The organism is Microbacterium sp. S308A+ (genome assembly GCF_049800815.1).
Classification (GTDB): domain Bacteria; phylum Actinomycetota; class Actinomycetes; order Actinomycetales; family Microbacteriaceae; genus Microbacterium.
In genome coordinates, this window is the sequence record NZ_JBNAFT010000001.1 from 175,824 (window position 1) to 200,347 (window position 24,524).

Consider the following 24,524-nt stretch of genomic DNA (forward strand, 5'->3'; position numbering starts at 1 on the left):
AGCCGCCGTGCAGGGAGCACGCCAGAGATGGCCGACGAGAACAATGACAACACCCCTACCCTCGACCTCGATGCGCTGCTGCCGGTAGATCCGGCCGGTGCGGGAGAGACCGAGCCGGACACGCCGGGGGGCTCCGGCGCCTCGCCCGTCGAGGCAGAGGGCGACGCCGGGGAGATGCCGACAGAGGTGACGCGTCCCGAGGAGAGCATCTCCGACGAGCCGGACGCCGCTTCCTCGGCCGAGCCGGAGGCGCAGAACGGGGCGTGGACCGAGAGCGAGACCGCGCCGCCGGCGGCCGAGGTCGGTCCCGAGGACGAGCCGCCGGTGGCCGGGTCCGCCGACGCCGCGCCGGCTGTGTCTGCGAACGGGGCAGACGGGACGTCTGAGGCGGACGGCATCGCCGGCATCGAGAGCTCGAAGGGTGTCTCTGCGCGTGTCGAGACCGTCTCGTCGGAGCAGAAGCAGGAGCCGGTGACGGCGGTCACGCTCGGTCTTCTGCCCGAGGTGTTCGTCTCGCGGGTCTCGACGCAGCTGCATTTCTATGCCCCCGAGGTCGCGCCCTTGCCGGCCCGTCCGTCGAAGGACATCGAGGAGCCCGCGGGCGCCGGGCGTCGCGGCCGTCGCCGCCGCGGTGGAGGAGAGGGCGACGAGCCCCGTGAGGATCAGCCCCGCCAGCGTCAGCGCGTCGTGGAGTACGTCACCGAGCCGCAGCGGATCAAGGGGTCGACCCGTCTCGAGGCGAAGAAGCAGCGCCGCCGCGACGGCCGTGATGCCGGGCGCCGTCGTCCGGTCGTGACCGAGGCCGAGTTCCTCGCCCGTCGGGAGGCGGTCGACCGTGAGATGGTCGTCCGGTCGAAGAACGGGCGCACGCAGATCGCGGTGCTCGAGGACAACGTGCTCGTGGAGCATTACGTCGCCCGGAATCAGGATGCCTCACTCATCGGCAACGTCTACCTCGGTCGCGTGCAGAACGTGCTCCCGAGCATGGAGGCCGCGTTCGTCGACATCGGTCGCGGACGCAACGCCGTGCTGTACTCGGGAGAGGTGGACTGGGACGGCGTCGAGACCGGCAACCAGCCACGGCGCATCGAGCTCGCGCTCAAACCGGGCGACAGAGTTCTCGTCCAGGTCACCAAGGACCCTGTGGGACACAAGGGTGCGCGCCTCACGAGCCAGATCTCGCTCCCCGGACGGTACCTCGTGTACGTGCCGAACGGGTCGATGAACGGCATCTCTCGCAAGCTCCCCGACACCGAGAGAGCGCGCCTGAAGCGCATCCTCAAGGAGGTCCTCCCCGAGTCCTCCGGCGTGATCGTGCGCACAGCGGCGGAGGGGGCGACCGAGGAACAGCTGACCAGGGACGTCCACCGCCTGACCGCGCAGTGGGAGCACATCCAGAAGCAGGTCGAGACGCAGCAGGCGCCCGCTCTCCTCCACGCCGAGCCCGATCTGCTCGTGAAGATCGTCCGTGACGTCTTCAACGAGGACTTCACGAAGATGCTGATCCAGGGTGCCGATGCGGGCCGTACGATCCGCACGTACCTCGAGAGCGTCGCCCCCGACCTCCTCGAGCGTGTCGAGGCCTACGAGGACGACGTCGACCCGTTCGACGCGTTCCGGATCACCGAGCAGATCGAGAAGGCGCTGGATCGCAAGGTCTGGCTGCCCTCGGGCGGCTCGCTCGTGATCGATCGCACCGAGGCGATGACCGTGGTCGACGTCAACACCGGCAAGTTCGTGGGCTCGGGCGGGAACCTCGAGGAGACCGTCACCAAGAACAACCTCGAGGCGGCCGAGGAGATCGTCCGCCAGCTGCGTCTGCGCGATATCGGCGGGATCATCGTCGTGGACTTCATCGACATGGTGCTCGAGTCCAACCGGGACCTCGTCCTCCGTCGTCTCGTGGAGTGCCTGAGTCGCGACCGTACGAAGCACCAGGTCGCCGAGGTCACCTCGCTCGGACTCGTGCAGATGACGCGCAAGAAGCTGGGCCTCGGCCTCCTGGAGACCTTCAGCGAGGCGTGCGAGGTCTGTGCGGGGCGTGGCATCATCGTGCATCACGACCCCGTCGTGAAGCATCGCGCCGCGGCATCCGGCGGCTCCGGCCGCCGTCAGCGCGGCGGGAACGGCAACGGCCAGCAGCAGGCGCCACAGGCTCCTGCCGCGAGCGGCAACGGGGGGACGCACGGCATCCCCGAGGGTGCGAAGTCTGCGCTCGCGCAGATCGCCGCGTCGACCATCGTCGCGGCCCCCGAGAGTGACGAGGTCACGGCCGTGGCCGTGCTGCCGCCTGCCGAGGCTGCTGCCGCTGACCGGCCGAAGAAGTCCCGCAAGAAGCGCTCCGAGCGCAAAGGACCGCGCACCGAGACCGAGCAGCTGCTGGACTCGGTGCTGGACGCGCTCCCCGAGCCGAAGGCGCCGGGGCAGGGACGCAGCAGGCGCCGGGTGACCACCGCGGCGTTGTCCGCGGGAACCGCGGTCGTGCACGCTTCGGACGGCGCGGACGGAGCGGCGTCGGCAATCGGCTCCGACCCGGCCGCTTCAGCGGTCGCGTCTGGGGACGCGTAATCCTGAGGCGATCAACCTCCGCACGAGCTGTTTGCTGGTGACGTGTTCCGCGCCGCCGGCGATCAGCCCTGCCACGGCCTCAGCGGGGACGTCGTAGTGGTCGAGATCGAAGGACCGGCGGGGGAGGTCGTGTGCCGTGGCGAAGGCGTGCAGCTCATCGATGCTCTCATCGCTGACCAGATGGGCCCAGAGCCTGCCGTGTGCCGGCCATACCGGCTCGTCGATGAGGATCGTCATCCCGCGATCCTACGCGCGGGTCGGAGGGTAGGACGCGGACCGCGACACGGGTCGTCGACTTTGCAGGACTCCCGGAACATCCGGTAAAGTAGCTCCTTGGTGCACCGTGCCGTCTGTCCCACTCGGGCGCGCGGAAAGCCATCGCGCCCGCCACTGCGGTTCCCTCTGCTGTGGCGCGAAGCAGGCACAGTCTTCCCGTGAGAGTACGGAGCTGCAGGGCTCCCCAATGAAACAGGTGTGAAGTGGTTTACGCAGTAGTGCGCGCCGGCGGTCGGCAGGAGAAGGTCGAGGTCGGCACGATCGTCCAGCTTGACCGTCAGAAGGCTGCCCAGGGCGAGAAGATCGAGCTGCCGGCTCTTCTCCTCGTCGACGGCGACAAGGTCACCACCGACGCCGCCGCGCTCGCGAAGGTGAAGGTCACCGCCGAGGTCATCGGCAACCTCCGCGGCCCGAAGATCGTCATCCAGAAGTTCAAGAACAAGACCGGCTACAAGAAGCGCCAGGGTCACCGTCAGGACCTCACGCGCGTCAAGATCACCGGCATCAAGTAAGCACGGAAGAGGCTGAGAGATGGCACACAAAAAGGGCGCGAGCTCGACCCGCAACGGGCGTGACTCCAACGCGCAGCGACTCGGCGTGAAGCGCTTCGGCGGACAGACCGTCAACGCCGGCGAGATCATCGTCCGCCAGCGCGGCACGCACTTCCACCCCGGCGTCAACGTCGGCCGTGGTGGCGACGACACGCTGTTCGCTCTGGCCGCAGGCGCGGTGCAGTTCGGCACGAAGGGCGGCCGCAAGGTCGTCAACATCGTCGCCGGCGCCGAGTAAGCAGCACAGCGAGACATCCGGACGGGGCGGGCTTCGGCTCGCCCCGTCCGCGTATCCCCGAGGAGATTCCGACATGGTCACCTTCGTCGACACCGTGACGCTGCACCTGCGCGCGGGCAAGGGCGGCAACGGCTGCGTGTCGGTGCACCGGGAGAAGTTCAAGCCGCTCGGGGGGCCGGACGGCGGCAACGGCGGGGACGGCGGCGACGTCGTGCTTCTCGCCGACCCTCAGGTGACGACATTGCTGTCTTATCATCACTCGCCGCATCGCTCGGCGGGAAACGGCGGCTTCGGAATGGGTGACCACCGTTCGGGCGCGATGGGGGAGGAGCTCGTGCTCCCTGTGCCGGTGGGAACCGTGGTGAAGTCTCCCGTCGGCGACGTCCTCGCCGACATGATCGTCCCTGGCGAGCGTTTCGTCGTCGCGCCGGGAGGACGAGGAGGGCTGGGGAATGCGGCGCTCGCCACACCCAAGCGCAAGGCCCCCGGCTTCGCCCTGCTCGGCACGCCGGGTTTCGAGGGCGATGTCGTCCTCGAGCTCAAGACGGTGGCCGACGTGGCCCTGGTCGGCTTCCCCTCGGCAGGCAAGTCGAGCCTGATCGCGGCGCTCTCAGCGGCCAGGCCCAAGATCGCCGACTACCCCTTCACCACCCTTCACCCCAACCTCGGCGTCGTTCAGGCGGGCGACGTCCGCTACACCGTCGCCGATGTCCCGGGGCTCATCGAGGGCGCAAGCGAAGGCAAGGGACTCGGCCTCGACTTCCTCCGACACGTCGAGCGCTGCTCCGCGCTCCTGCACGTGCTCGACTGCGCGACGCTCGAGCCTGGCCGTGACCCGCTGACGGATCTCGACGTCATCCTCGCCGAGCTTGCCGCCTACGAGGTTCCGGAGGGGCAGGTCCCGCTCCGGGACCGCCCTCAGCTCGTCGCGCTGAACAAGATCGACGTCCCCGAGGCGCGCGACCTCGCCGACCTCGTCCGGCCGGAGCTCGAGTCCCGCGGCTTCCGTGTGTTCGAGATCTCCGCCGCCTCGCACGAAGGGCTGCGTCCGCTCACCTTCGCACTCGGCGAGATCGTCGAGGAGCACAGGACGCTGCAGGCGGTCGAGGTGCCGAGGGAGCGGATCGTGATCCGGCCCAGGGGAGCGGTGAAGGACTTTGAGATCCGTGTCGAGGGCGGCACATACGGCAACATCTACCGGATCCTCGGGGAGAAGCCGGTGCGCTGGGTACAGCAGACCGACTTCCAGAACGAGGAGGCGGTGGGCTTTCTCGCAGACAGGCTGGAGAAGCTCGGCGTCGAGGACGAGCTCTTCCGGCTCGGCGCGACGGCCGGCTCCACGGTCGTGATCGGCCCCGGCGACAGCATCGTGTTCGACTGGGAGCCATCGATGACCTCGGCGGCCGAGCTCATCACCGCGCCGCGAGGCCTGGACTCCCGGTTCGACCCGAACACCCGTCGGACCACGAGCCAGCGGCGCGAGCGTTACCACGAGCGCATGGACGCGAAGGCCGCTGCCCGTGCCGAGCTCGAGGCCGAGCGCCTCGCGGCCAAGGAGGCCGGTCGCGGTGCCGAGCGTCCAGAGGGCGAGGCGTGAGCGCGCACACCCGCGGCGAGCTCGCGTCGGCGGAGCGGATCGTCGTGAAGGTCGGCTCCTCGTCGATCAGCGGCGAGTCGGCCTGGCGGATCCCGGTGATCGTCGACGCCCTCGCGGCCACACATGCGCGCGGAGCGGAGGTCGTCCTCGTCTCCTCCGGCGCGATCGCGTCCGGGATCCCCCTCCTTCAGCTCGACGCCAGGCCGACCGACCTCGCCACGCAGCAGGCGGCCGCCGCCGTCGGGCAGAACGTGCTCGTCTACCGCTACCAACAGGCGTTGCAGCCGCACGGGATCGTCGCAGGGCAGGTCCTGCTCACCACGGGCGACCTGGAGCATCCGACGTCCCGGAGCAATGCCCGTCGCGCGATGGAACGGCTGCTGGGTCTGCGTGTGCTGCCGATCGTGAACGAGAACGACACGGTCGCGACGCAGGAGATCCGGTTCGGCGACAACGACCGGCTCGGAGCGCTCGTGGCGCAGCTGATCGGTGCTGATGCCCTCGTGCTTCTCAGCGACGTCGATTCCCTGTACACGAAGCCGCCGTCGGACCCGACGGCCGAGCCGCTGGACGTGATCCCCGCCGGCGCGGACCTCTCCGGGCTGGAGTTCGGCGCCAGCGTCGTGAACGGCGTCGGCACAGGCGGAGCGGCGACGAAAGCGTCAGCCGCACGCCTTGCCTCGGCATCGGGGGTCGGAGTGCTGGTCACCAGCGCCGACCTGGTGGCGCAAGCCCTTGCCGGCGACCAGGTCGGGACCTGGTTCGAGCCGGTCTCCGCGCTCGCCTGACCTCCGTTGCGCAGGTCCGTCGCGCTGCGTTCCCATGGTCCTTGCGCCGTTCTCGAGGGCCGAGCCCTCGCTATGCTGGCGGGATGACCGCCGACTCCGTCGTGACCGCCTCCGCATCCGTCGATATGTCCGGCGCGATCGACGATCCGACGACGCGGATGCGTCGGGCCAAGGACGCGGCCCGAGAGATCGCCCGGCTCACGAGCGGGGACAGGGCTCGCGCGCTGGAGGCCATCGCTCTCGGCCTCGAGCAGCGGACGGAGGAGATCGTGGCCGCCAACGCCACGGATCTGGATCGCGGGCGGGGGGAGGGCATCGGTGACGCTCTCCTGGATCGGCTCCGGCTCGACGAGCAGCGGATCGTGGCGCTGGCGGCCGCGGTCAGGGACATCGCGCGTCTTGCCGATCCGGTGGGCCAGGTCGTGGGCGGGCACCGACTCCCCAACGGCGTCGCGCTGGAGCAGGTGCGGGTGCCGTTCGGCGTCGTCGGCGTCATCTACGAGGCCCGTCCGAATGTCACCGTGGACATCGCCGCGCTCGCCCTCCGCTCCGCGAACGCCGTGGTTCTCCGTGGCGGGAGCGCGGCGCGCGCGTCCAACACGGTGCTCGTCGGGATCATGCGCGACGCGCTGGCGGGTGTGGGGGTCACGCCGGAAGCCGTCCAGACCGTCGACGACTTCGGCCGTGACGGCGCTCATGCCCTGATGCAGGCTCGCGGGCTGATCGACGTCCTCGTACCGCGCGGCAGTGCAGCGCTCATCGAGACGGTGGTGACGGAGTCCACCGTGCCGGTGATCGAGACCGGTGCGGGCAACGTGCATGTCGTGCTCGACGAGACCGCCCCCGAGGACTGGGCGCGAGAGATCGTGGTGAACGCGAAGGTGCAGCGCCCGAGCGTCTGCAACGCCGTGGAGACGGTCCTGGTCCTCAGAGCTGCGGCAGAACGGCTGATCCCGGGGATCGTCGATGCTCTGGACGCCCATGGCGTGACGGTTCACGGTGACCAGACGGTCGCCGCGCTCGCGTCGGGGATCGTCCCGGCGACCGAGGAGGACTGGGCGACGGAGTATCTGAGTCTCGACCTCGCGATGCGCGTGGTCGACTCGCTCGACGAAGCGCTCGATCACATCCGTTCCTACAGCACGGGACACACGGAGGCGATCGTCACCACCGACTCCCGGAACGCCGACCGTTTCCTCGCCGAGGTCGACTCCGCCGTGGTGATAGTCAACGCATCCACCCGTTTCACCGATGGCGGTGAGTTCGGCTTCGGGGCGGAAGTGGGCATCTCGACCCAGAAACTCCATGCCAGAGGGCCGATGGGATTGACCGAGCTGACCAGCACGAAGTGGTTGGCGCGCGGAAGCGGGCAGACCCGGGCCTGAGGACTAGAATGGAGGCGCGTACCCCGCCCGGTCACCCCTTGGAGAATCGATGAACCTCGCTGCCCACCTCGCGCTGGTCGCGTCCGAAGCCGAGTCCCACGGAGGGAACGTGGCGCTGGAGACGGTCGTCTTCGGGATCATCGCGGCCGCCGTGTTCGCTCTCCTCGGGCTCGTCACCTTCTCATACCGCAATGTCGCCAACCGTCACTCGGCCAAGGCCGAGGCATGGGCCGCCGAGCACGGCAAGGACGGTCACGGAGCGGGGCACGGCCACTAGGTCGCGAGAATGACGACGTCGCGCGCACCTCGCATCGGTGTGATGGGGGGAACGTTCGACCCGATCCACCACGGCCATCTCGTCGCTGCCAGCGAGGTCGCGCACTCCTTCGGGCTCGACGAGGTCGTCTTCGTCCCCACGGGCCGCCCCTGGCAGAAGAGCGACGTCACCCCCAGCGAGCATCGCTATCTCATGACGGTGATCGCCACCGCATCCAATCCGTCGTTCACGGTGAGCCGCGTCGACATCGATCGCGAGGGGCCGACCTACACGATCGACACGCTGCGGGACCTCAAGCGGGAGCGCCCGGACGCGGAGCTCTTCTTCATCACGGGCGCGGATGCCGTGGCGCAGATTCTCAGCTGGAGGGATCATGATGAACTCTGGGATCTGGCCCATTTCGTCGCTGTCTCCCGACCAGGGCACGTCCTCAGCACGGACGGGCTCCCGAGCGACGACGTGAGTCAGCTGGAGGTTCCGGCCCTGTCGATCTCGTCGACAGACTGTCGCGCACGGGTCGAGGCCGGCAATCCCGTCTGGTATCTCGTCCCGGACGGTGTTGTCCAGTACATCGCGAAGCATCATCTGTATCGGAGCAAGGCATGAGCACATCGGATCAGCACGGAGGGGCCCCGCTGACGCGCAAGCAGCTGCGGGAGGCGCGTCTCACCGGTGCGACCGCGGTCATCACCGAGGAACAGGCGCACGAAGCCCGCGCCGCCCGGCGGGAGCGCGATCGGGCCGACGCCGCAGCCACGCCGGCGACCCCGCCACCGTCCTCGCAGGACGCCGCCCCCCTGATGCCCTCGGCGTCCGACGCGGCGGAGCCGTTGTTCGCCGGAAGTCCCGCCGATTCCACCGCGCCGGCCCCGCCCGTCGTCGCCGCGGGCACGGCACCGGAGGTCTCCTCCGCGGCGCCGGACGAAGGGGCGAGGCGACCGCTGACCCGCCGTGCCGTCCGCGAGCGGGTCCGTACCGCCCCCGTCCCTGTCGCCGACGCGGATGGCGCGGACGACGCCGTGCCGGTGGACGCCGGTGAGCGGCCCGCCGCATTCCTTCTCCCTCCAGACACCCCGGCCGAGGCGGAGACGGGAGTCCCCGAGAGCGTAGACGCGGACGCGGAAGAGCAGGTCGAGAACGTCGACGCCTTGCCACCTGTCTCGGCGTTCCTCTCCTGGTCGGTGGAATCCGAGGAGCCCCCGGCGGTCGAGAGCTCCTCGGTTTTCGAGGCGGTGCGTCGTCGTGACGCCCGAGCGGGCTCGACACCGGTTCCGACGGCCACGGCCCCTGCCGTTGATCCGGCGCAGGACACCGCTCCCGGACACGCGGAAGAGGACCCCGTCCTGCCAAAGGCAGCGGTCGATCCTGCATCACCTGTCCGTTCCGCCGCTGCGCCCCTCTTCCCCGCCTCGTCGGCCACCGATCCGGTCTTCCCGGCAGACGACGAGCGGACGTCCGCACCGGCGGATCGAACCCCGCCGGTGGAGGAGCACTCTTCGTCGTGGACGGAGCGCATTCCTCCGCGGCCTGAGCGGATCCCTCCGAGGGAGGAGCCGATCCTGTCCGCTCCGGAGCCCCGCGGTCGCGTCACGTCGTCGCCGGTCGTCACCGAGGGCTTCGGGGCCGCGGTCCTCGACTCCGGCGAGAACGCAGGGGAGGTGAGCCGCCCTACGCCCCGCTCCTTCGACGATCTGCTGTCGACCGACAGCGCCGGGTCGCAGCATGCGGCCCCGAACGCGTTGATCTTCCAGCAGCCGGGCGGCCCCTCCCTCTCCGGTCCGGTGGCTTCGACGGGCGAGATCCTCGTGACCGGGAGCTATGAGCTGCCGGAGGGGCTGGGATCTCAGGGGCATGCGAAGGGGACGGCTGACGGCAAGGAGGTCGACGCGTTGCTCATCGACGGCGAGCTTCCTCCGGCGTCTTCGCCGACGCCCATCGCCGCCAGCGCCGCGATCAGCACCATCAAGCCCGCCGGTGAGGTGATCCGCCCTGCGGAGCCGGAGAAGAGCAACCGGCTGATGGTCGCTCTCACGATCACGGCGGGAGCCCTCGCCGTCGCACTGGTGGGTGCGTTGATCGTCGCCATCACGACAGGAGCCTTCTCTTGATGCAGTCCTCTGCGGCGGCGAACGAGATGCTCAGGATCGCGGCCGAGGCCGCGGCGTCGAAAGGTGGGGAGGATCTGATCGCTCTCGATGTCTCGGAGCCGCTTCCTCTCGTCGACGTGTTTCTCCTCGTGACCGGCAACAGCGAGCGCAACGTCGCTGCGATCGCCGATGAGATCGAGGATCGTCTCGTGGCGGCAGGGCACAAGCGCGTCCGTCGTGAGGGACGCGCCGAGGCTCGCTGGGTGCTGCTCGACTTCGGCGATCTCATCGTCCACGTCTTCCACGAGCAGGAAAGGGTCTACTACGGTCTGGAGCGGCTGTGGAAAGACTGCCCGGTCCTTCCGGTCCCGTCCGTTCAGGGTGCCACCGACTGACCGGCGTCCTTCTCCTCGGCACGGGAACACCGAAGGCCCTGCGCTCTCTGCGGAGACAGGGCCTTCGGCATGGCGGCGTCCTATGGGCGGCCTCAGGCGTCGCGTCGGGCGACGGCTGCGGTGCCGATCGCCAGCGCCGCGGCGGGCCAGGTGATCGTGATCAGGATGTCCCGTGCCAGGACGTCGCGAACGGCGTCGATCGGCTGGGTCAGTGTCGCGGTCGCGTGCGAGAACATCAGGTCGGAGAGGACCCGCGCCCACTCCTGCTCGGCCGCGAGCGTCAGCAGCACGGGAAGGACGAGCAGCAGCACGAGCACGATCGTGATGGTCAACGCCTCGGAACGGACGATCGCGGCCACGCCGAGACCGAGCACGCTCGTGAGGGCGAGCACCGCGGCACCCCCGACGACGATCGGAAGGAGGACGCCGAGGTCGAAGGCGATCGTGCGACCGCCGACGACGAAGACCACAGCCGACGCGGCGAGAGAGAGCACGAGCAGAATGACCCCGAGGACGAAGATCGAGACGAAGAGCGTGGCCGCCTTGGCCAGCATCGTCCGCACACGGCGAGGGGCCGCCGCGAACTGCGTGCGGAGTGAGCCGGAGGAGTGCTCCTTGGCGTAAAGGCCCGCACCGGTCATCGTCGCGGCGATCTGCGCGAACAGCAGACCGATGGTGGCAAAGGAGAAGAACGGTGCCTCCGTCAGGCCGGAGGCAGAGAAGCTCAGGGTCGCGAGGAACGAGAGCGCGAAGGAGAGACCGCCGCCGATCAGCAGGACGACATGGGTGGAGCGCAGGCTGAAGAGGGCGATGGTCTCGGCGCGGACGAGACGTCCGAAAGTGATCCGGGCGGGGCCGGCCTGGGAGCGGTAGGGCGGGACGACGGCGCCCGCGGTGGTGGACGGTCCCGGCGTGGCGGGTGAGCTGAGAGAGGTCATTTTTCGTTCGCGATCGTTCAGGCCGCTGCGGTGGCCGGGTGGGTGCGGTATTCGACGGCGTTGTCGGTGAGGGCCAGATAGGCCTCTTCGAGGGATGCCCGTTGAGGGGAGAGCTCGTGGAGATCGAGGTCGAGAGCGGCCGCGTGGCGGGCGATGCGTGCGGCGGGTATCCCCTCGACCTCGAGTGCGCCGTCGTCGGTCGTCGTGACGATCCCGCCCTCGGCGCGGAGCCGCTCGGCGAGCGTGGCCGGGTCGGAGGCGTGGACGCGGATGCGATCGCGACCGGCGGATCCCAGGAAGTCGGAGATGGGGGCGTCGGCGAGGATCCGTCCCCGACCGAGGACGATGACGCGATCTGCGGTCTGGGAGACCTCGCTCATCAGATGGGAGGAGAGCAGGACGGTGCGTCCTTCGGCGGCGAGGGAGCGGACGAAGGAGCGGATCCAGAGCACTCCTTCGGGGTCGAGGCCGTTTACCGGCTCGTCGAGGAGGATCGTGTGCGGGTCGCCGAGGACGCTCGCGGCGATTCCGAGGCGTTGCCGCATGCCGAGGGAGAACCCGCCGACGCGGCGACGGGCGGCGGGGGACAGGCCGGTGAGGTCCAGCACCTCGTCCACCCTGGCGTGGCCGATCCCGTTGGTCGCGGCGAGCATCCGAAGATGAGCGCGGGCGGTGCGGCGGGGGTTCACCGCCGATGCGTCCAGCAACGCGCCGACCTCGGTCATCGGGGCCGAGTACGTCGCGAACGGGCGTCCGTTCACCTGCACGCGGCCCTCGTCAGGCCGGTCCAGACCGAGGAGCATCCGCATCGTGGTCGACTTCCCCGCACCGTTCGGTCCGAGGAACCCCGTGACCGTCCCGGGCTGCAGCACGAACGAGACGTCGTCGACCGCGGTCTTCGCCCCGAAACGCTTGGACAGGTGTTCTGCCGTGATCATATGACCGAGTCTATGAACCAAGGGGACGGGTGCTCATCCACCCAGCGGATGATTTCTCGATCCCCCGGTCGGAGGAGGAGACCGCAGGCTCTTCAAGCGGCATCATCGGCCGCAGGGAATGCGGTACAGGCGGGTGGCGGGGATGTCGATACGGGAGCTCTCGTCGGCCTCGCGATAGCAAGAGGCGACGGGCGTCGGGAGTGAAGACGGGTCCTCGCGCCGGGGAGAGGAGACCCCTACCACCCAGAGCGCCCGGTCCGTGTCGACGGCGATGTCAGCGTTCTCCCCGCTCCAGGGCACGGTACGGAGCGGATCCACGCTGGTCACGATCCGGAGGGCGAGAGGCGCCCGCGGACCCCGGACCGAGTCGGCCTCGATCTCCTGGACGAAATCATCGTCCCCGGCGGAGAGTGCGAAGCCCAGCGCGACTCCTCCCTGACCATAGCGCTGCTGGACGATGAGGAGATCGCCGACGCGGGCGTCGGCCTGGATATGCGAGACGGCCGCCGGAAAGTCGTCTCTCGGGGATGGCGGCGTCGTCAGTACAGAGACGGTGTGCCAGCCCGTCGCTCCGACGAGGCCGATCGCCAGAGCCCCGGCGAGGAGGCGTGCGACGAGAAGGTCCGGTGCATGTCGTCGTCGACGGACCGGATCGCGGCGCGCGCGAGTGACGGCCCCGACCGCCGCGCCGGCGAGGAGCGCGACTCCTAGAGAGATCCAGAGCAGATAGCGCCAGCTCACCGCCGGCTGCACGATGACGGAGACGAGGACGAGGATCACGACCGGTGTCGCGACGAGCGCCACGGCCAACGCGGCAGGACGGCGAGGCGATGCCACGACCACCGTGAGCAGACCCATCAATACCATCACGGCGATCATGGTCACCGGAGCGGCGAAACCTCTGCCGGTCATTCCCGCGGCCTTCGCGACAGCCCACGACACCGTGTCCGCGTCGATCGGCGCGACCCACTCGATCTGTCCGCCCTGCGATCGCGCGCTCCCCAGCAGAAGCAGCGTCGCCGCCGCCCAGGGCGCGCTTGCGGCGGTCCAGGTGAGCAGGGCGCGCCGGGAGCGGGTGAGGAGCATTGTCGCGACGATCGCCGTCGCTGCGAACGGCTGCATGAGCACGGCGAAGACTCCGGTGACCGCATATCCGGTCCAGGCGCCGATCCGTGCCGATGGCCCGAGGTCTTCGCAGAGCGCGCGGTCGAGGAGGAGCGTCGCCAACGAGACGGCGCAGAGCGCGAGCGTGTACGGTCGGGCGTTGGCTGCCTGGGAGAGCGCCGCTCCGTTGACGGCGAGCATTGTGCCTGCCGTCACCGCTGCTGCCCGCCCCCACCAGCGCAGAGCGAGGGCGCCGAGCGCCGCGACGGCGCCGCCGAAGGCCAGCGCCGACCAGATCCGCATGCCGGTGTCGAGACCGGTGAGGCCGGAGAACAGGTGGACGAGCGCGTAGTACGGAGCGATCACGGCATCGACGTGCGAGGTCGCGGCCATCATGTCGCCGATATCCAGCGCTGCGTACTGTCGAGTCGCGTACTCGTCCCGCCAGAGGGGCTGCATCGCGCTCAGCCACGCCGCGAGTGCCAGCGCCAGCGCGACGGGACCGGCCACCGAGAGGGCCGAGGTCCATCGGGCGGCATGCGGGAGGGGTCGCTGCCCGCTCCATCCTCGCTGTTCGGCCTCCACGATCCCTCCATGGTGTGCGTCGGATGTGCCCTGACGCGAGAAAACCCCCGGTCTCCCGAGGGTTTTGACGTGGACCTGAGGGGACTCGAACCCCTGACCCCCTGCATGCCATGCAGGTGCGCTACCAGCTGCGCCACAGGCCCATGTGCTGCTCGCGGACTTCCGCGACAACTTGTTCAGCGTACTACATGCGTCGAGAGCGGCGCCAATCCGTCTCCGGGAACGCGGAGCCGGGCGTGTCATCGCCGAGCAGCTGCCGAGGCACCGCTGCCTCGCCACGCCGCTCTGCCCCGGTACGGCGGAACAGTGCAGGACGGCGCGGCGTTGCACCCTCGTGTGAGCACCCTCCAGAGCATCGTCATCGGCGCGGGGCAGGCGGGGCTCTCCGCCTCCTATCACCTGCGTAGGCTCGGCGTCGATCATGTCGTGCTCGATGCGAATGCCGCCCCCGGCGGTGCATGGCAGCATCGCTGGGACGCCTTGACCATGACAGACGTGCATGGCGTCGCCGAGCTGCCGGGCGCGACCCGTCCTCCGCGGGACGGGCGTCGCGCCAACCAGGTCGTCCCCGATTCCTTTGCGCATTACGAGCGGACGCATGCGCTCCCTGTCATCCGTCCGGTGAGAGTGGACAGGGTGACCGACGACGAAGGTGTCCTCGTGGTCCATGCCGATGCCGGAGAGTGGAAGGCCAGGACGCTCGTCAACGCGACGGGCACCTGGACCCGGCCCTTCGTTCCCCACTACCCGGGCGCCGGGAGCTTCCTCGGAGAGCAGCTCCACACGGCGCACTATCCAGGGCCTGAGCATTTTCGGGGCCGTCGCGTCCTGGTGGTCGGCGGAGGGGCCTCGGCTGTCCAGTTCCTCGGCGCGCTGGCACCGATCGCCGAGACGACGTGGGTCACTCGACGCGAGCCGGTGTGGCGCACCGACGACTTCACACCCGAGGCGGGAGCGGCGGCCGTCGCGCTCGTGGAGCAGCGGGTCGCCCAGGGGCTGCCGCCGGAGAGCGTCGTGAGCGTCACCGGGCTCGCACTGCGCGCACAGGAGCGCGAGGCGGAACGTCTGGGGGTCTACGCGGCTCGCCGACCGATGTTCGCACGGATCGAGCCGGACGGGGTGCGGTGGTCGGACGGCTCGTTCGTGCCGGTCGACGTGATCCTCTGGGCGACCGGGTTCCGGCCCGCGATCGGGCACCTCGCCCCTCTGCGCTTGCGCAGCGCGGCGGGCGGGATCCCGCTCGACCACGCGGGCCGGGGCACGACTGCGGCGACGGACGCGCGCATCCAGCTTGTCGGCTACGGCCCGTCGGCGAGCACGATCGGCGCCAACCGTGCGGGGCGGACGGCCGCCCGAGGCGTCCGCCAGTTCCTGGCGGCGTCCGAGGCGCCGGTCATGATCTGGAAGCCATCGGGTGCACAGGACGCGGTCAGCGAGCGTCGAGCGTCAGGTGGCGGCTGATGCCGGTGGCATCGGCGGCGAGGGCTCCGACCTTCGTGCCGATGCAGAGGCTCACGAAGATGAGCGGCGCCGCGGCGAGGGCCTGCGCGTCGAAGGACGCGAGTGCGACGAGCCCTACTGTCCCCGGGACGAGCAGGAGGAAAGCAGGCTGGAAGGAGACGGTTGCCGGGACCGCGAGCGTCGCGCGCTCGACCACCCGTGCGGCGAGGAAGAGGAGCGCGGCGGTCACACCGGTTGCGATCGTGCTCCCTGTCATCGGCGACAGCAGCATGAGCGCGGAATAGGTGCCGATCATGATCAACACGGTCGCCATGGTCAGGCGGAACCCTGAGCCGAAGGAGAGACCGACCCCGACGGCCAGCACGACCACTCCGATCCAGGAGAGCCAGAGCGGCGGTACGGCCGCCCATCCCGGCTGGCCGACCACTCGCGCTGTCTCACCGACGAGAGCCGCCGACTCGGGATCGATGCGCAAGCCGGTGATCGTGGCGCCGGCGAAGATCCCCGCGGCCATGAAGGCGAGCAGGATGAGTCCGTAGATCAGTCGTGAGGCGCCGGTGACGATGTCTGCCGCTGTGAGTTCCAGGAGGGCGTTGGTGATCAGTGCGCCGGGAACAAGGATGGCGATCGGTGCGCAGACGGCGAAGAGCGGGACGTTCCCGATTCCGAGGACCGCCGCCGCGGTGCCCACGGCGACCGTGGAGAGGAACGCGACGACGAACGGCACCACCGCAGCGGCCGAGCGGAAGCGCTCGGCCATGACGATGATGCTGCCGACGACGGCTCCGACGAGAAGGACGAGTGCGATGGACCACCACGGGCAGCGGAAGAGCACCCCGAGACCGGCGGACAGAAGCGCTCCCCCGAGGACGCGCTGCAGAGCGGGATGACGGCGACGGATCGCCCGGATCCGGTCGATGTGGTGCGGGGTCGCGTGGAGGCCGATCCGTCCGGCCTCCACGCGACGCGCGAGACGACTGGCGTGGGCCGCCTGGCGGAAGGACAGGTCGCGACCGGTCGCAGTGCTGATTGTCGTCGACCCCGGGATCCCAGTACGGCTGACGAGGACCTGCTGTGGCAGGACCGCGAACTCCAGCCGTTCCTCGGCGGCCGTGACCGTGCTCGCCCGTTCCAGGGTTCCGCGAACGTCCGTGACCGAGACTCCTCCGTCCAGGAGGAGGGCGCCGAGGGCGCCGAGGACGACCTCGGCGGACGAAGAGACGGAGCTAGGCATCAGAGAGATCGTAGAGCTCCGACGGCCCGCGCACGATGACGTTCTCAGTGCCCCGGAGTCGAGGGCGCGCCGAGCCAGGCCGTCAGGACAGCACGACGCAGGGCGTTCGCGCGCGCCGCGAAGTCTCGTTGCCGGCGCACGTACTCAGCTTTTCCTTGGGTGGTCTCGATCGGTACCGGGCGCACGCCCCAGGCCGACAGATCGTAGGGCGCGGCCTCCATGTCGAGCAGACGGATGTCGCGCGCGAGCTCGAAGGCGTCGAGCAGGAGCTCACCGGGAACGAGCGGCCCGAGCTTCATCGCCCACTTGTAGACGTCCATCCCCGCGTGCAGGCATCCGGGCTGCTCCGACATCGGCTGGGACTCGCGGGTCGGGGCGAGACGGTTGCGTTGGGCCGCGTCGGGGGTGAAGAACCGGAACGCGTCGAAGTGGGTGCAACGCAGGTCATGCGTTTCGACCACGGCGTCGGTGCCGGCAGCGCCCAGCCTGAGCGGCACGGGGTGACGATGCTCCTCGGCGCGGTAGACCATCGCCCACTCGTGCAGACCGAAGCAGCCGAACTGCCCGGGGCGTGCGGCCGTCCGGCGCAGGATCCGTTCGATCAGCGCGGCGAGCTCGGGCTTCTCGTCCGCGAACGCCGCGGAGTCGGGCGCGGCAGAGCCGCCTGCCGCACCCGGGGAATACCACCGCCAGGAGACTCGCTCCCCGGCGTCGGTCAGTTCGACTCCTGCACCGGGATGCCAGCGCCGCAGCTGCGACGGGCGATACGAGTAGTAGGTGAAGAGGAAGTCCCAGACCGGATGCCTCTCGCCCCTTGCCGTGCGCTCGCGATGGGCCGCGGTGAGCCGGTCCGCGCGCTCCGCATGAGACTCGGCGCGCGCGTGCCATTCGGCGGCCGCGAGGACGGTGCGATCCAGGGACATGAGGCGACCGCTCAGCGGACGATCCCGGCCTCGACGAGCTTCTCCAGGATTCCGGCGCCGTCTTCGGCGCTCACCCAGGGCACGGCCTCCTCGGAGTGGTCGTCGACGACAGCACGTCCGCCGGCGAGCACGGCCTCGGCGGGAAGGAGCCGACGGATGGCGATACCCGCGACCGCGTCCGGATGCTCGGCGAGGAACTGTGAGTAGATCGCCTCGTCGTGCTGTCCGTCGTCGCCGATCAGCAGCCACCGCACTCGGGGGAACTCGGTCGCGAGCCGGCGCAGGTTGGCGAGCTTGTGCTCCTTGCCGCTGCGGAACCAGCGGTCGTGGGTCGGACCCCAGTCGGTGAGCAGGATCGCGCCGGCCGGGAAGAGATGCCGGGTGAGGAAACGAGTCAGGGTCGGCGCGATGTTCCAGGCGCCGGTGGAGAGGTACACCATCGGCGCGCCGGGGTTCTCACGCATCACGCGTTCGAGCAGCACCGCCATACCCGGCACGGGAATCCGCGCGTGCTCGTCCACGACGAAGGAGTTCCACGCCGCGACCAGAGGCCGGGGAAGGGCAGTGACCATGACGGTGTCGTCGACGTCCGAGACGACCCCGAAGGCGACGTCCTCCCGGACGACGAAGACCCTGGCCTCGACCGGCTCCTGTCCCTCCACCGACATCGTGACGACCTGCCAGCCGGGGGTGAGGTCCGCCTCGATCCGGCAGTCGACCACCCCGCCACGATCAGCGGTGACCTCATGCGTGTGGCCGCCGATCGTGATCCGGACCGTCGAGAAGCTCACCGGGATTCCGACGAAGCTGCGCCAGCCGCGCACACTCGCGTACTCGCCGCCCGGTGTCCGGTGTCGTGGGCGGACGATCAGCACGCGCCCCAGCACACGGACCCAGCCGTGCCCGCCGTATCCGGGGAACGGAAGGACGCTCGCCGCGCGACCGCGCCGGCGAGCACGCCGTTCGCGCCATGCGTGGAAGCGGTGCTCCAGGCGGGCGAACCAGTGGATCCGCTCGGATCGGGGACGAGGAGAGGACATCGCCCCTCAGTCTTTCATGCGATGGCGACCGTCGTCGACGAACAGGAGGCCGTGTGCAGCGGAGGGCGGCGGCGAGTGCCGGCTTCGGGCTGGGATAGTCTGGAATCTCCCTCGATCCGGGGTTTTCCGCCTTGCAGAGATAGGTCCTTTCGTTGTCTGAGAAGCCGTCGCCCCCCGCCGCCGCGCCCGTCGAAGAGCCCCTGTCGGCCCACGCGCTCCAGGCGAAGTGGCAGAGGTACTGGACGGAGAACGCGACCTTCGAGGCCGGGGGAGCCGAGGACGCCCGTCCCCGCAAGTACGTGTTGGCGATGTTCCCCTATCCGTCGGGTGATCTGCACATGGGGCATGCGGAGAACTATCTCTACTCCGACATCGTCGCGCGCTTCTGGCGACACCGTGGGCACAACGTGCTCAACCCGGTGGGATGGGACTCCTTCGGCCTGCCGGCCGAGAACGCCGCGATCCGCCGTGGCGCCGACCCCCGCGAATGGACCTACCAGAACATCGCTCAGCAGAAGGAAGGGTTCAAGGCCTACGGGGTCTCCTTTGACTGGAGCCGTGAGCTGCACACCTCTGACGAGGAGTACTACCGCTGGAACCAGTGGCTGTTCCTGAAGCTGTACGAGCGGGGGCTGGCCTACCGCAAGAAGAGCCCGGTGAACTGGTGCCCGAACGACCAGACGGTGCTCGCGAACGAGCAGGTCGTCGACGGCCGGTGCGAGCGCTGCGGGGCCGAGGTCGTGAAGAAGAACCTCACGCAGTGGTACTTCCGGATCACGGACTATGCCGATCGCCTGCTCGACGACCTGAACCAGCTCGAGGGCTTCTGGCCGCACAAGGTGCTGCAGATGCAGCGGAACTGGATCGGACGCTCGGTCGGTGCCGACGTGGACTTCGTGATCGAAGGTCGCGAAGGTGTGGTGACGGTGTTCTCCACCCGTCCGGACACCCTGCACGGTGCGACCTTCTTCGTCGTGGCCCCGGACTCGGACCTGGCCGCTGAGCTCGCCGCTTCGGCCTCTCCCGAGGTGCGGACGCGTTTCCAGGACTACCTCGCACAGGTGCAGAAGACGAGCGAGATCGATCGGCAGTCGACGGATCGGCCCAAGACCGGCGTGTTCCTGGAGCACTACGCGATCAACCCGGTGAACGGGGAACGGCTGCCGATCTGGGCTGCCGACTATGTGCTGGCCGATTACGGGCATGGCGCGGTCATGGCCGTGCCCGCGCACGATCAGCGCGATCTCGACTTCGCCAGGGCGTTCGACCTGCCGGTGAAGGTGGTCGTCGACACGACCGCGCCGATCACCGGCGCCGTGCCGACGATCGAGGTGGACGAGGACGGCGCTCCCATCGGCCCCGCGGATCTGCTCGACGATCACCATCCGGCGAAGACCGGGGTCGCGCTCACCGGCGAAGGCCGGATGATCAACTCCGGCCCGTTGGACGGGCTGTCCAAGCGCAACGCCATCGCCCGTGCGATCGAGACGCTGCAGGCCGCGGGCACGGGGCGGGCGGCGAAGAACTATCGCCTAAGGGACTGGCTGATCTCGCGTCAGCGCTTCTGGGGGACTCCGATCCCGATGCTGCATCGAGAGGACGGATCGATCACCCCCGTCCCTGAGGAGAGCCTGCCGGTGCGCCTCCCGAGCGTCGAGGGACTGGACCTCGCTCCTCAGGGGACATCGCCTCTGGGAGCTGCCGAGAGCTGGGTCCGCACGGTCGACCCTGCGACGGGGGAGCCTGCGCTGCGCGACCCGGACACCATGGACACGTTCGTCGACAGCTCCTGGTACTTCCTGCGCTTCCTCTCCGCGCAGAGCGACACGGTGGCGTTCGACCCTGCCGAGGCACGCCGCTGGGCGCCGGTGGACTCCTACATCGGCGGTGTCGAGCACGCGATCCTGCACCTGCTCTACGCCCGGTTCATCACCAAGGTGCTGTTCGACATGGGGCTGATCGACTTCACGGAGCCGTTCTCCAGTCTGATCAACCAGGGCATGGTGATCCTCGACGGCGCCAAGATGTCCAAGAGCAAGGGGAACCTCGTCCTCTTCCAGGAGGAGCTGGAGGCTTATGGCGCCGACGCGCTGCGTGTGGCGCTGGCCTTTGCCGGGCCGGTGGAGGACGACAAGGACTGGAACGACGTCTCCACCACCGGCGCGCAGAAGTTCCTCGCCCGCGCGCTGCGCATCGCGCACGAGGTGGAGGCGCCGGTCGGCGCCGTGTTCGACGGCGGGGATGCGACGCTCCGCCGCGCCACCCACCGTCTCTTGGCCGATGCTCCCGCTCTCGTCGAGCAGACCAAGTTCAACGTCCTCGTCGCACGTCTCATGGAGCTGGTCAACGCCGTGCGCAAGACGATCGACTCCGGCGCAGGAGCGGCAGATCCGGCGGTCCGCGAGGCGACCGAGACGCTGGCTGTCATGCTCGATCTGGTCGCGCCCCACACGGCCGAGGAGATGTGGGAGGCTCTGGGGCACGAGCCCTCGGTCGGTCTCGTCCTCTGGCAGCAGGCCGATCCCGTTCTGCTGGTCGAGGACACGGTCACCACCGCTGTGCAGGTCAACGGCAAGGTCCGTGCGACGCTCGAGGTCCCGGCGCGCATCGGCGACGAGGAGCTGGAGGCGCTCGCGCGCGCCGACGAGAAGGTCCAGCGGGCTCTTGCGGGCAAGCAGATTCTCCGGGTCATCGTTCGCGCGCCGAAGGTCGTGAGCTTCGCCGTCAAGGGATGACCTGCCAGGACCGGCTCGTGCGCAGGCGTCACGATGGTCGCCTGCGGGCGCCGGCAGGACACCGGAGTCCTGTCGGAAGGATTTTTGACTCCTGCACCGTGAACACGGCGGGGCCGTTGTCCTCGGATCGTGCGGACGTGTCTCCGCTCTGAGAAGCGGATGGCTAGCGTCGCAGGATGGCAGCCGGATCCGACCCTCCCCTCTCCGGCGCCGCCGATGAGGCGGTCGAGGGTGGACTCGGCGTGCGCTCGGCGCGGCCTCGGTGGCGCCTCGGCATCGGTGCGGCGATCGTGCTGGCTCTCGTGGTGCTGTCCGGAACCGTCGGCGTCGCGCTCTGGCGGGCGCAGCAGAGTCCTGCCGAGACGATCTCCGGGGCCGCACCGACGGCCGTGGCGGGCTCGGGCACGGCCGTCTCCCTCGTCTACGTGCACGTCCTCGGCGCGGTGGTCAGGCCGGGCCTCTATGCCCTGGACGAGAATGCGCGAGTCGCCGAGGCGGTGGCAGCGGCGGGCGGCACGGCTGACGGTGCCGATCTGCGGAGCGTCAATCTCGCGCGGGTGGTGACAGACGGCGAGCAGATCGTCATCGGGGCGGAGGGCTCGGGTGAGGAGCCGTCCGGAGGCGCCACGCTCCCGGGGAGCGGAGGAACGGGAACCGCAGGCGGCATCGTGGACCTCAACTCGGCGGATGTCGCGACTCTCGACACGCTGCCGAGGGTCGGTCCGGCGATTGCCGCGCGGATCATCGAGTGGCGTGAGGCGAACGGGCGGTTCACCTCGGTCGACGATCTGCTGGCGGTCCCCGGGATCGGCGACAAGCTGCTCGCCGGGATCAGGGACAGAGTGCGTGTATGACGGAGGAGCGTGACGGACACGGAGCTCTCGCGGCCCTGACGAGGACCGGGGGACGCCGGGACCTCCGCATGTTTCCTGTCGCGATCGCCGCCTGGGCGGCGGCGATGATCGTGACGCTCTGCCCGGCGTCCGCATCCACGGCGGCGCTGGCCGGCGGGGCGCTGGCCGGCGGGGCGGCGCTCGTCCCCGCGGTCGCTCCGTGGGTCGCCCGGGTGCTCGGCGGGGTTCGGCCCGGGTGCGCACAGCGCTTTCGAGCGCGGCGGCTTCCCGTCTCCGTCCTCCGATGGCTCGGGCTGACCGTGGTCTGCGCGGCCGTTGTCGCGGGCGTCGCGACGATCGTCTGGACAGGGCTCCCCTCCCGTGAGGCCGCTCGGAGCTGGAGTGATCGAGCAGTGACGGCAGAGCTCCGCATCACCTCGATGCCGGCTCTCGGGGCGGACGGCCGCACGTGGGCAGACGCGGAGACCGTACGACTGGGGGCGCAGGGCGAGAGACACGAGGTGCGGGTGCCCGTTCGGGTCGGCATGAGATCCGACGACGGGCGTACCCGGATCGCCCCGGGAAGCGAGCTACGCATCGACGCGCGGACGGTCGACGCGGACGAAGGTGAGAAGGCGGTCCTTGTCCTCTTCGCCGACGGCACGCCCGAGGTGCTGTCGGGCGGTCCGCCGGTCGCGAGGATCGCCGCGGACGTGCGCGAGGCTTTCGTGTCCAGGGCGGAGCGACTGCCGGCCCCGGGCGCGGGCCTGCTCCCTGGCCTCGCCGTCGGCGACACCAGGCTGGTCGGCGAGGAGCTCGACACGGCGATGGTCGCCAGCGGTCTCTCCCATCTGACGGCCGTGTCCGGCAGCAACTGCGCGTTGGTGACCGCCGCCGGGTTCTGGGCGGTCGCGTTCGCCGGGGGAGGACGGCGAACGCGCGTCCTCCTCGCCGGCGTCATGCTCTCCGCCTTCGTCGTCCTGGTGACTCCCGAGCCCAGCGTGGTCAGGGCCGCGACCATGGCGGGCCTCGCGATGCTCTGCCTGCTCCTCGGCCGGCCGAGGGCCGGCCTTCCGGTGCTTCTCCTCGCGGTCACCGTGCTGCTGGTCCTCGACCCGTGGCTGAGCACGTCGCCCGGGTTCGCGCTCTCGGCGACGGCGACCGCGGGCCTGATCCTGCTCGCTCCGCCGCTCGTGCGGGGTCTGGAGCGATGGATCCCCGCCCCGCTGGCGACCGTCATCGCCGTCCCGCTCTCGGCCCAGCTCGTGTGCGCTCCGATCATCGCGCTCTTCGCAGACCGACAGTCACTCGTCGGCGTCGTGGCGAATCTCCTCGCGGCGCCGGCCGCTCCGGTGGCCACCGTGCTCGGGCTCCTCGCCTGCTTGGCCTTGCCCCTGCCGCCGGTCGCCGATCTCCTCGCGGCGACCGCCTGGCTGCCCTCGGCATGGATCGCCGCGACGGCGCAGACGACGGCGAGCATGCCGTTCGCCACGGTCGGCGTCGGTGCCGGCGTCCCTGCCGCGCTGATCATGGCGGTGCTCGGCACGGCCATGGTTCGCGTGATCGTCCCGCGCGTTCCTCGGAGCGACGGAGCTGGCGCTTTCTCGGCACGGCGAGCCGTCGGAGCGCGCGTGGTCGGCATCGCGTCCGGCGCGATCGTTGCCATCGCCGTCGGTCTCGGAATCGGCCAGGTCGCCGTGGAAGGTCCGATCGGGTGGCTGTCCAGACCGCAGGACTGGGCCGTCGCCGCATGTGATGTCGGGCAGGGCGACGCGGTCCTCGTCCGCAGCGCGGGGCAGGTCATGCTCGTCGACACGGGGCCGGAGCCGGAGGCGCTGCGTGCGTGCCTGGATCGTCTCCACGTCGATCGACTGGATCTGCTGGTGCTCACGCACTTCGACCTCGACCATGTCGGCGCGGCACGGATCCTCGTGGGGCGCGTGGGCACTGTGATGCACGGCCCGCCGACGGGCACCGCCGACGAGCGCCTCATCCGGACGCTGCACGACGGCGGAGCGCGGGTCCTCGCCGCCGAAGCCGGGCAACAGGATGCGCTGGGGGACGCGCGATGGCGTGTGCTCTGGCCGAAGCCGGGAGAGAGGGCCTTCGCACCGGGGAATGACCAGAGCGTCGTCCTCACGGTCGAGGGCGGGGGAGTGCCGTCATCGATCTTCCTCGGCGATCTGTCGGCATCGGCGCAGGCCGCGCTGGGACGGCGGGCGCGCCTGAGCGAGACGGCAGTGGTGAAGGTCTCGCATCACGGTAGCGCCGATCAGGACCCTGGATTCTATGAGCGGCTTGCGCCATCGCTCGCCGTGGTCTCGTCGGGCAAAGACAACAGCTACGGACATCCGAGGGCAGAGACGCTGGCGCTTCTCGAACGCTTGGGAGCGAGGACGATCCGCACGGACGAGTCGGGCATGACGCTCGTCAGCGCAGCGAACGGCGCGCTGCGCGTCTGGACGGAACGATCGCCCTAGGGATCGAGTCCGGGGCGCGCAGCTCCGCGATCTCGGCCCGAGCGACGGGATGGCCCAGGTGCTCACCGACCGACTGAGGCTCTGCGGGCGT

At 69.9% G+C, this 24,524-nt stretch carries 21 protein-coding genes and 1 tRNA gene; 14 read left to right on the forward strand and 8 right to left on the reverse strand.

Annotated elements, in window-relative coordinates; genetic code table 11:
• Window positions 1-27: 27 nt before the first annotated feature.
• Entirely contained in the window at window positions 28-2,568 is a 2,541-nt protein-coding gene (locus tag ACP15J_RS00830; protein ID WP_424935903.1) for an Rne/Rng family ribonuclease, read from the forward strand.
• Here the strand turns inward: ACP15J_RS00830 and ACP15J_RS00835 are convergent.
• Complete coding sequence (locus ACP15J_RS00835; protein ID WP_424935902.1) at window positions 2,542-2,805, reverse strand: DUF4031 domain-containing protein; 264 nt, start codon at window positions 2,803-2,805, stop codon at window positions 2,542-2,544. The two genes, ACP15J_RS00830 and ACP15J_RS00835, sit on opposite strands and share 27 nt — an antisense overlap.
• 242 nt (window positions 2,806-3,047) lie before the next feature.
• On the opposite strand from ACP15J_RS00835, the gene rplU reads away from it, so the two are divergent.
• The 9 genes from rplU (at window position 3,048) to rsfS (ending at window position 10,162) form a co-directional block, all read left to right on the forward strand.
• Window positions 3,048-3,356, forward strand: coding sequence for a 50S ribosomal protein L21 (rplU, locus tag ACP15J_RS00840; protein WP_424935901.1), 309 nt, complete (start codon window positions 3,048-3,050; stop codon window positions 3,354-3,356).
• Between the two features lie 19 nt (window positions 3,357-3,375).
• The gene (gene rpmA, locus ACP15J_RS00845; RefSeq protein ID WP_424935900.1) at window positions 3,376-3,633 is read left to right on the forward strand and encodes a 50S ribosomal protein L27; all 258 of its coding nucleotides are present in this window, start codon (window positions 3,376-3,378) and stop codon (window positions 3,631-3,633) included.
• A 73-nt stretch (window positions 3,634-3,706) separates the two neighbouring features.
• Window positions 3,707-5,230: a GTPase ObgE gene (obgE, locus tag ACP15J_RS00850; protein WP_424935899.1), complete on the forward strand. Its 1,524-nt coding sequence runs from the start codon at window positions 3,707-3,709 to the stop codon at window positions 5,228-5,230.
• The gene (gene proB / locus ACP15J_RS00855) at window positions 5,227-6,018 is read left to right on the forward strand and encodes a glutamate 5-kinase (RefSeq protein ID WP_424935898.1); all 792 of its coding nucleotides are present in this window, start codon (window positions 5,227-5,229) and stop codon (window positions 6,016-6,018) included. Before obgE ends, proB begins: the two co-directional genes overlap by 4 nt.
• Window positions 6,019-6,143: 125 nt before the next feature.
• A complete protein-coding gene (locus ACP15J_RS00860; protein WP_424980859.1) occupies window positions 6,144-7,403 on the forward strand; it encodes a glutamate-5-semialdehyde dehydrogenase in 1,260 nt (419 codons plus the stop codon).
• Between the two features lie 49 nt (window positions 7,404-7,452).
• Entirely contained in the window at window positions 7,453-7,680 is a 228-nt protein-coding gene (locus ACP15J_RS00865; RefSeq protein WP_197219825.1) for a hypothetical protein, read from the forward strand.
• A 9-nt stretch (window positions 7,681-7,689) separates the two neighbouring features.
• Window positions 7,690-8,286 carry a nicotinate-nucleotide adenylyltransferase gene (gene nadD / locus ACP15J_RS00870; RefSeq protein ID WP_424935896.1) on the forward strand — a complete coding sequence of 199 codons (597 nt, stop codon included), beginning with the start codon at window positions 7,690-7,692 and terminating at the stop codon, window positions 8,284-8,286.
• The gene (locus ACP15J_RS00875; protein ID WP_424935895.1) at window positions 8,283-9,788 is read left to right on the forward strand and encodes a hypothetical protein; all 1,506 of its coding nucleotides are present in this window, start codon (window positions 8,283-8,285) and stop codon (window positions 9,786-9,788) included. Before nadD ends, ACP15J_RS00875 begins: the two co-directional genes overlap by 4 nt.
• Window positions 9,788-10,162, forward strand: coding sequence for a ribosome silencing factor (gene rsfS / locus ACP15J_RS00880; RefSeq protein WP_424935894.1), 375 nt, complete (start codon window positions 9,788-9,790; stop codon window positions 10,160-10,162). The genes ACP15J_RS00875 and rsfS overlap by 1 nt, the downstream gene beginning before the upstream one ends.
• 92 nt (window positions 10,163-10,254) lie before the next feature.
• On the opposite strand, the gene ACP15J_RS00885 is transcribed toward rsfS, so the two are convergent.
• From ACP15J_RS00885 to ACP15J_RS00900, 4 genes are all read right to left on the reverse strand, one after another.
• On the reverse strand, window positions 10,255-11,100 hold the full coding sequence (locus ACP15J_RS00885) for a hypothetical protein (RefSeq protein WP_424935893.1): 846 nt from the start codon (window positions 11,098-11,100) through the stop codon (window positions 10,255-10,257).
• Window positions 11,101-11,117: 17 nt separating this feature from the next.
• Entirely contained in the window at window positions 11,118-12,038 is a 921-nt protein-coding gene (locus tag ACP15J_RS00890) for an ABC transporter ATP-binding protein (RefSeq protein ID WP_424935892.1), read from the reverse strand.
• 102 nt (window positions 12,039-12,140) lie between these two features.
• Window positions 12,141-13,727 carry a hypothetical protein gene (locus tag ACP15J_RS00895; RefSeq protein ID WP_424935891.1) on the reverse strand — a complete coding sequence of 529 codons (1,587 nt, stop codon included), beginning with the start codon at window positions 13,725-13,727 and terminating at the stop codon, window positions 12,141-12,143.
• A gap of 70 nt (window positions 13,728-13,797) precedes the next feature.
• A tRNA-Ala gene (locus tag ACP15J_RS00900) sits at window positions 13,798-13,870 on the reverse strand.
• Window positions 13,871-14,063: 193 nt separating this feature from the next.
• Between ACP15J_RS00900 and ACP15J_RS00905 the strand changes: the two genes are divergently transcribed.
• Window positions 14,064-15,188, forward strand: coding sequence for an NAD(P)-binding domain-containing protein (locus ACP15J_RS00905; protein ID WP_424935890.1), 1,125 nt, complete (start codon window positions 14,064-14,066; stop codon window positions 15,186-15,188).
• Here the strand turns inward: ACP15J_RS00905 and ACP15J_RS00910 are convergent.
• Genes ACP15J_RS00910 through ACP15J_RS00920 form a run of 3 tightly spaced genes read right to left on the reverse strand, consistent with a single transcriptional unit; the run spans window position 15,157 to window position 18,385 of the window.
• Window positions 15,157-16,422, reverse strand: a complete 1,266-nt coding sequence (locus ACP15J_RS00910) for a threonine/serine exporter family protein (protein ID WP_424980820.1) — start codon at window positions 16,420-16,422, stop codon at window positions 15,157-15,159. The genes ACP15J_RS00905 and ACP15J_RS00910 overlap by 32 nt on opposite strands.
• Before the next feature lie 44 nt (window positions 16,423-16,466).
• Complete coding sequence (locus tag ACP15J_RS00915) at window positions 16,467-17,345, reverse strand: 3-methyladenine DNA glycosylase (protein WP_424935888.1); 879 nt, start codon at window positions 17,343-17,345, stop codon at window positions 16,467-16,469.
• A gap of 11 nt (window positions 17,346-17,356) precedes the next feature.
• The gene (locus ACP15J_RS00920; RefSeq protein ID WP_424935887.1) at window positions 17,357-18,385 is read right to left on the reverse strand and encodes an App1 family protein; all 1,029 of its coding nucleotides are present in this window, start codon (window positions 18,383-18,385) and stop codon (window positions 17,357-17,359) included.
• 152 nt (window positions 18,386-18,537) lie between these two features.
• On the opposite strand from ACP15J_RS00920, the gene leuS reads away from it, so the two are divergent.
• From leuS to ACP15J_RS00935, 3 genes are all read left to right on the forward strand, one after another.
• Window positions 18,538-21,120: a leucine--tRNA ligase gene (gene leuS / locus ACP15J_RS00925; RefSeq protein WP_424935886.1), complete on the forward strand. Its 2,583-nt coding sequence runs from the start codon at window positions 18,538-18,540 to the stop codon at window positions 21,118-21,120.
• A 176-nt stretch (window positions 21,121-21,296) separates the two neighbouring features.
• Complete coding sequence (locus ACP15J_RS00930) at window positions 21,297-21,974, forward strand: ComEA family DNA-binding protein (RefSeq protein ID WP_424935885.1); 678 nt, start codon at window positions 21,297-21,299, stop codon at window positions 21,972-21,974.
• Window positions 21,971-24,433 carry a ComEC/Rec2 family competence protein gene (locus ACP15J_RS00935; RefSeq protein ID WP_424935884.1) on the forward strand — a complete coding sequence of 821 codons (2,463 nt, stop codon included), beginning with the start codon at window positions 21,971-21,973 and terminating at the stop codon, window positions 24,431-24,433. The genes ACP15J_RS00930 and ACP15J_RS00935 overlap by 4 nt, the downstream gene beginning before the upstream one ends.
• Window positions 24,434-24,524 lie beyond the last annotated feature (91 nt).